10 protein-coding genes are annotated in these 5103 nt (G+C 47.2%); 4 read left to right on the forward strand and 6 right to left on the reverse strand.

Annotation, left to right across the window (positions count from 1 at the left end):
* Positions 1-179: 179 nt before the first annotated feature.
* The 5 genes from BP727_RS03390 to BP727_RS03405 form a co-directional block, all read right to left on the reverse strand.
* Positions 180-407, reverse strand: coding sequence for a type II toxin-antitoxin system HicA family toxin (locus BP727_RS03390; protein ID WP_013718272.1), 228 nt, complete (start codon positions 405-407; stop codon positions 180-182).
* A complete protein-coding gene (locus BP727_RS03395; protein WP_013718273.1) occupies positions 400-633 on the reverse strand; it encodes a type II toxin-antitoxin system HicB family antitoxin in 234 nt (77 codons plus the stop codon). The genes BP727_RS03390 and BP727_RS03395 overlap by 8 nt, the downstream gene beginning before the upstream one ends.
* Positions 634-1055: 422 nt before the next feature.
* Positions 1056-1223 (reverse strand): type II toxin-antitoxin system HicA family toxin, encoded by a 168-nt coding sequence (locus BP727_RS13555; RefSeq protein WP_232844362.1) that lies wholly within the window; start codon positions 1221-1223, stop codon positions 1056-1058.
* Between the two features lie 50 nt (positions 1224-1273).
* Positions 1274-1480, reverse strand: a complete 207-nt coding sequence (locus BP727_RS03400) for a type II toxin-antitoxin system HicB family antitoxin (protein ID WP_013718274.1) — start codon at positions 1478-1480, stop codon at positions 1274-1276.
* A 55-nt stretch (positions 1481-1535) separates the two neighbouring features.
* The gene (locus tag BP727_RS03405; RefSeq protein ID WP_157863617.1) at positions 1536-2087 is read right to left on the reverse strand and encodes a plasmid pRiA4b ORF-3 family protein; all 552 of its coding nucleotides are present in this window, start codon (positions 2085-2087) and stop codon (positions 1536-1538) included.
* 249 nt (positions 2088-2336) lie between these two features.
* Between BP727_RS03405 and BP727_RS03410 the strand changes: the two genes are divergently transcribed.
* On the forward strand, positions 2337-3227 hold the full coding sequence (locus tag BP727_RS03410; protein ID WP_013718276.1) for a cache domain-containing protein: 891 nt from the start codon (positions 2337-2339) through the stop codon (positions 3225-3227).
* Between the two features lie 98 nt (positions 3228-3325).
* On the opposite strand, the gene BP727_RS03415 is transcribed toward BP727_RS03410, so the two are convergent.
* Entirely contained in the window at positions 3326-3883 is a 558-nt protein-coding gene (locus BP727_RS03415; protein WP_273278920.1) for a hypothetical protein, read from the reverse strand.
* A gap of 162 nt (positions 3884-4045) precedes the next feature.
* Between BP727_RS03415 and BP727_RS03420 the strand changes: the two genes are divergently transcribed.
* The 3 genes from BP727_RS03420 to BP727_RS03430 all read left to right on the forward strand — a co-directional run.
* Positions 4046-4282 (forward strand): FeoA family protein, encoded by a 237-nt coding sequence (locus BP727_RS03420; protein ID WP_273278922.1) that lies wholly within the window; start codon positions 4046-4048, stop codon positions 4280-4282.
* 1 nt (position 4283) lies between these two features.
* Positions 4284-4547 (forward strand): FeoA family protein, encoded by a 264-nt coding sequence (locus BP727_RS03425; RefSeq protein WP_013718279.1) that lies wholly within the window; start codon positions 4284-4286, stop codon positions 4545-4547.
* Positions 4544-5103: FeoB small GTPase domain-containing protein (locus tag BP727_RS03430; protein ID WP_286857377.1), on the forward strand; the 560-nt coding region annotated here is incomplete at its 3' end. The genes BP727_RS03425 and BP727_RS03430, both read left to right, overlap by 4 nt.

A 5103-nucleotide genomic window follows, 5' to 3' on the forward strand; every position in this document is an offset into this window, starting at 1 on the left:
GCAATTTCGGTTTCACAAATCCCAGGCAACCATGCAGCATTTCGCCCCAAGGGGCGCGAGCCCTCGAGAGGTGACAGACATTTGCCCAATCTGCAACTAGGGATTGCGGATTACTTACTATCACGAATACAAAACGTGGTCCATTATAGTCGTACAAGATCAAAGGAGGAATTTCATAGTCAAAGCAGATCTTCAAGCTCTTCTCTTTTTATTCCTGCATCTTCCAAAATCTGTATGAGTGTGCCTCTTGCTATATCCTGGTCGCTATGGGAAGGAACTGTGACCCTTCTCTTCGTTTCCGGATGAGCAAAGATATAATGGCTCCCCGTAACTCTCTTCAGTACGAAACCTTTCTTTTCAATAATCGCTATGACTTTCTGAGGAGTTAGAGATGGCAGCTTAGGCATGGGCCTCCACTGTCAGCCTGCACTCGATGAGATCCTCTTCTACAGGAATTGCCTCGCCGTCTTCTATCAGGCTTTCAATATAGCCATTGATTGCATCCCTGGCCATCTCGATCGCCTCTTCCACTGTCTTTCCATAGGTGATGCACCCGGGAAGTGCCGGGACTAAAACAGTATAGCCGCCTTCAGGTTCCTTGCGCAGAGTGATCCGATAGCTGAGAGTTCTCATATCTAATATAGATCACTGACAAATGAAATATAACTTGCGGCTATTGGGGATCACTCAGGCCAGTGTTTTCAGCAAGACCATCATCAGTATCTCGATATAGCAGGGGTGCAAGCTCCGAGGATACAATAGTCCCTATTCCATGCTGAATTAGAGCTCCCCAATCACTGCCATCATAAATCCATGCAACCATATCGCATCCCACCCCACAGGGGCGCGAGCCCTCGGGATAGGACAGACATTATCCCAAACCGGAACCATGGCTCCCGTATCATCGCTGTCCTATATCCAGGTAGCCTGCCGTATCCCTTGAAGGATATCGCTTGGGAACGAATTGGTTTTGGTGTTGCTAAGAGGATTTAGAGCATTGGTCAATCTATACGCAGCGAAATCCTGGAAAACTATTCAGATCAGATGCCAGATAATTATAATAACTTCGAAAATTCATCAACGCTCATACCAGCCTGCCTGATGATCGCCCGCAGCGTTCCTCGATCAAGCTCTCTGTGATTAGGAACAATGACCTGTGAGAAAGGATCATCTCGTCTCAGGACAATGTGGCTTCCTTCCTGACGTTTGAAGTAGAATCCGATCTTCTAAAGGGCTTTGACACAGTCCTGACCGGAAACCACGGGCAATTTGCTCATGCAACTGCCAAAAGTGCATCGAAGCGTTCCTCTGGGACGGCAATCCCATCCTCTTTTAATGCATCTATGTATGCTTGAATTGCCTCTTTGGTATTATTAAGGGCCTCCTCTTTGGTTCTTCCCTGGCTGATGCATCCGGGAAGGCTAGGAACTTCCGCTACCCAGCAGCCATCTTCGCCTGGATAGATGATCACTTGTCGCATGGTTCTTTATATCCCCTTCACCATATATTTACCTATGTTCTGATAGCTGCCATATTCACCTGATCTTCTTCAGCCGCTCGTTAACCATATCAGCATCAAAATACTCGGGATCAAATTTCCCTCCCACCCACATCAACATATCCTTATGCTCTGGATGGCTTCTATCTCTGAGGGTCTTCAGGAGATGGTAGTATCCACTTTCTCCACCACAATCCTCGGGAGGTGCAGAACGCTTTCCCTTCAAGCAGACAGGATGCTCCAGTTCCTCTTCAGGCTTGAAGATCTTCTCCACCAAGATCGTGTGACTCCAGCTATCTCCAAAGTCATATTCATAAACGAACTTGAACTTCTCCCCGGGTATGATTCTATCCAGCCTGAACTTTTTCTCGTCCTTGAAATCATCGCCAAGCATATCAGCTTCCCTGGAGATGATGCTGTAGCTCTCACCATCTATCAAGAACTGGTGCAGATGGCAGTCATACCAGCCCATGACCTCCTGCAGGATCTTGTGTAGCTTGAACAACGATATATCCCCCCGAACCTGAATCCTTCTCCAGATCGGCGGCCTTATTCTATCAAGGGTCACCTTGAGTTGATAAATTGCCATAGGCTCTGAAAGACCTGAAGAGCCCTTAGTTTTTTTTACCATAATCCCTGATTGGGGTTCTCTATAGATATCATTATTGATCTGCGGATAGGAATTTCATACCCATTCGGTTGCCTGATGAGCGCTGGATACACTTGACTGAAGGTCACTCTGCGAAGGACGAAGCAGGAAGTTCTTATCCACTAGAACATAGTAGTTCACGGACACTTACAAATAGCATAGATATTATTAATGATTGGGTGAGTTTTTATGATCTATAAAGAGCTTGGCGCCGTCATACTGGTCTTGGGATTGCTCCTCTCAACAGGCATTATCGCTGGCCAGGATGCTGATCCTCTCAAACAGGAAGTTGCAGCTCTTGAACAAGGAGCTTTGGACGATATTGCTTTTTCGCCCCAGAATACAAGCGGAGAGGCTTTATGGAGGCTAGTCTGTGCATCGGATGCTGTCAACGCGAATTTCACCAAAATTGAGACAGCACTTATGGATGCCAGCATAGCCCTTTCAGATACAGGAATCGATGGGCCTGATGCTAGAGAAATCCTATCAAGACTCATGCTGGCCGACTCTTCTGCAATTGATTGTGTTACAATCGATCCTACCGGCACAGTACGGGAGGTGGAGCCATCATCATTTGAAAGCGTGAAGGGAGAGAATTTGAAGAACCAGGAGCATATAAATAATACTATTGATACTGGGCTCTATTCAGGATTCCATCTCATAAAGGCAGTTGAGGGCGTATATGCAATCGACTCGGAGATGCCTGTTTTTGACCGGAATGGAACTCTCATTGGGACCGTCAGCTTTCTGTTTAACAACAGCCAGTTTTTTGATAACGTTCTTTCTCCCTTCCAGCCTGGCGGAAACTCCAAGATATGGATAGCCAGAGCAGATGATGCAACGAAATTGTACGACACAGATCCGTCTCAGATATTGCTCAATAAAAGCTCTCAAATATATCAGAATTTTCCACAGCTTTTAGAGCTCTCGAATAGGATAAGCGTGGAGAGAACGGGTTATGGAACATACGAATTCTTAGACCAATCTCATGGAGAAACGATAAGGAAAGGCTGCTACTGGACGACCATTCCTAACAATGGTATGCAGATGAGAATTATTCTAACGCTTGATCTCCAATAGACCTTGCTGGACTGAATCAGTGTGGCTCAGATATCGGGCTGGTGCATAATAATATCCAAACCAGCCCTTCACTTCTTGCTACTGCGGAAAAAGGATTTTTAGTGGGCAGACGATGCTTTTATTCTATGGAATTTATCAATGGAAGCTATCGCTGGTTTTCCCTGCTCGAGATACGACATCTCGATTTCATCGTCGGAGATGATAGTTCCAAAGCCATATCCCTTGCTCTCGGCGATATAAAACGTTTTATTATCTGCACCAATTGCTCCTGCGAAGGCCTCCACAATCTCTTCTCCTTCGTGCATATAGGTTATGTTTCCTGTGATGAGGCGGTCTGTCTGCTCAACGACGATAAGAGTGACCCTATCATCTTCCACCAGATCATATGCACCATCACCAACAAAATATGCCGTCGCAGATCCAGTCCAGTTGCCCACGAGGTCTGGAACTTGAGCTGTGCATATTCCCGTAATTAGGATGATCAGAAAGATTAGCCAAATCCTTTGCATTGATCTCATTGCACCACTTTTTTTATCATAAACCACCGTTCTATATATTAATAGCGGCTCAAAGTTATCCAATTGCCGCGGAACAAATTTTTCCGCCATTCTTAAAGCTTTCTCCTTTATCAATTGCATCAGTTCAACATCAGCCATTTGACATTGAGGATGGGGCAGCCCATATACTGAAACCTATTTTCCTTCATCCATTAGGTTTTTCGGCCATTTCCTAAGTCTTTTCGGATCACTGATTTATGGGCCTAATGATATCAACAGATCTCATATTGATACTAAGGTCTGAGAGGTGAAAGCTGCATAATGTCAAAATTAAAAAGGCTGAACGAGATGATGCCGGGCGAGAGAGGAAAGGTTGCAGTCGTGTCTTCATGCGGCGCTCTCCGCTGCAGGATGATGGAGATGGGGCTTGTAAAGGGCGCAGAGCTGGAGGTGGTAAGGCTCGCCCCTTCAGGCGATCCAGTGGAGATTCTCCTCAAGGGCTACAGCCTCGCTCTTCGAAAGAGGGAAGCCGTGAACATAACGTTGGTGGTGGACTGACTTGATCAGCACGGGATCGATATCTGGAGGCAGTCTGCCTCTGGCCTTCCTCCCGGAGGGCAGAGCAGGAACTGTGCTTGAAATTCGGGGCGGGCACGGAGCTGTGAGACATCTCGAGGATATGGGCTTCGCCCCTCCTGCCAGAGTTTTAGTCCTAAAGTCCTGCCCGCCGGGAGCCATGCTTGTGATGGTGAAGGATTCAAGAATTGCGCTTGGGCGGGGCATTGCCATGAAGATACTTGTTAAAGGGGTTGATGATCCATGATTCGAGCAGCACTTATCGGCAATCCCAATGTCGGAAAGACTGAGATTTTCAATCGCCTGACTGGGCTATCCCAGAATGTGGGCAACTTTCCCGGCGTAACGGTTGAGAAGAAGGCAGGACGGCTGGTTCATAAGGGACAGCAGATCGAGTTGGTGGACCTGCCAGGCACCTACAGCCTCACCGCTCATGCCGTTGACGAGCTTGTGGCCAGGGACTACATCGTTATAGAGAGACCGGATGTCATCGTTGATATAGTGGACGGAGGCAACCTGGAGAGGAACCTTTACCTCACAATGCTCTTGCTTGAAATGGATGCCAACCTGGTCATTGCTTTGAACAGATGGGATATGGTAGCAGCCAGAGGGATGAGGATTGATGTGGAGAAGCTCTCCCGGTTGTTGGGCTGCCCGGTAGTTCCGACGGTTGCAATCACTGGAGAGGGCCTGGAAGAGCTGAAGGATTCGATAGTCGATGTCGCAGGTCAGAAAAGGGCGGAAGGCCCCAGATCTGCAATAAATTACGGAGACGATATCGGAGGGTTTCGAAAAACTAATCA

It is taken from the genome of Methanosaeta sp. UBA356, assembly GCF_002496465.1.
Classification (GTDB): domain Archaea; phylum Halobacteriota; class Methanosarcinia; order Methanotrichales; family Methanotrichaceae; genus Methanothrix; species Methanothrix soehngenii.

Coding starts and splice junctions, on each gene's coding strand:
- BP727_RS03410 (WP_013718276.1), top strand. CDS start 2,337: ATGATCTATAAAGAGCTTGGCGCCGTCATACTGGTCTTGGGATTGCTC.
- BP727_RS03420 (WP_273278922.1), top strand. CDS start 4,046: ATGTCAAAATTAAAAAGGCTGAACGAGATGATGCCGGGCGAGAGAGGA.
- BP727_RS03395 (WP_013718273.1), bottom strand. CDS start 633: ATGAGAACTCTCAGCTATCGGATCACTCTGCGCAAGGAACCTGAAGGC.
- BP727_RS03400 (WP_013718274.1), bottom strand. CDS start 1,480: ATGCGACAAGTGATCATCTATCCAGGCGAAGATGGCTGCTGGGTAGCG.
- BP727_RS03405 (WP_157863617.1), bottom strand. CDS start 2,087: ATGGCAATTTATCAACTCAAGGTGACCCTTGATAGAATAAGGCCGCCG.
- BP727_RS03390 (WP_013718272.1), bottom strand. CDS start 407: ATGCCTAAGCTGCCATCTCTAACTCCTCAGAAAGTCATAGCGATTATT.
- BP727_RS03415 (WP_273278920.1), bottom strand. CDS start 3,883: ATGGCTGATGTTGAACTGATGCAATTGATAAAGGAGAAAGCTTTAAGA.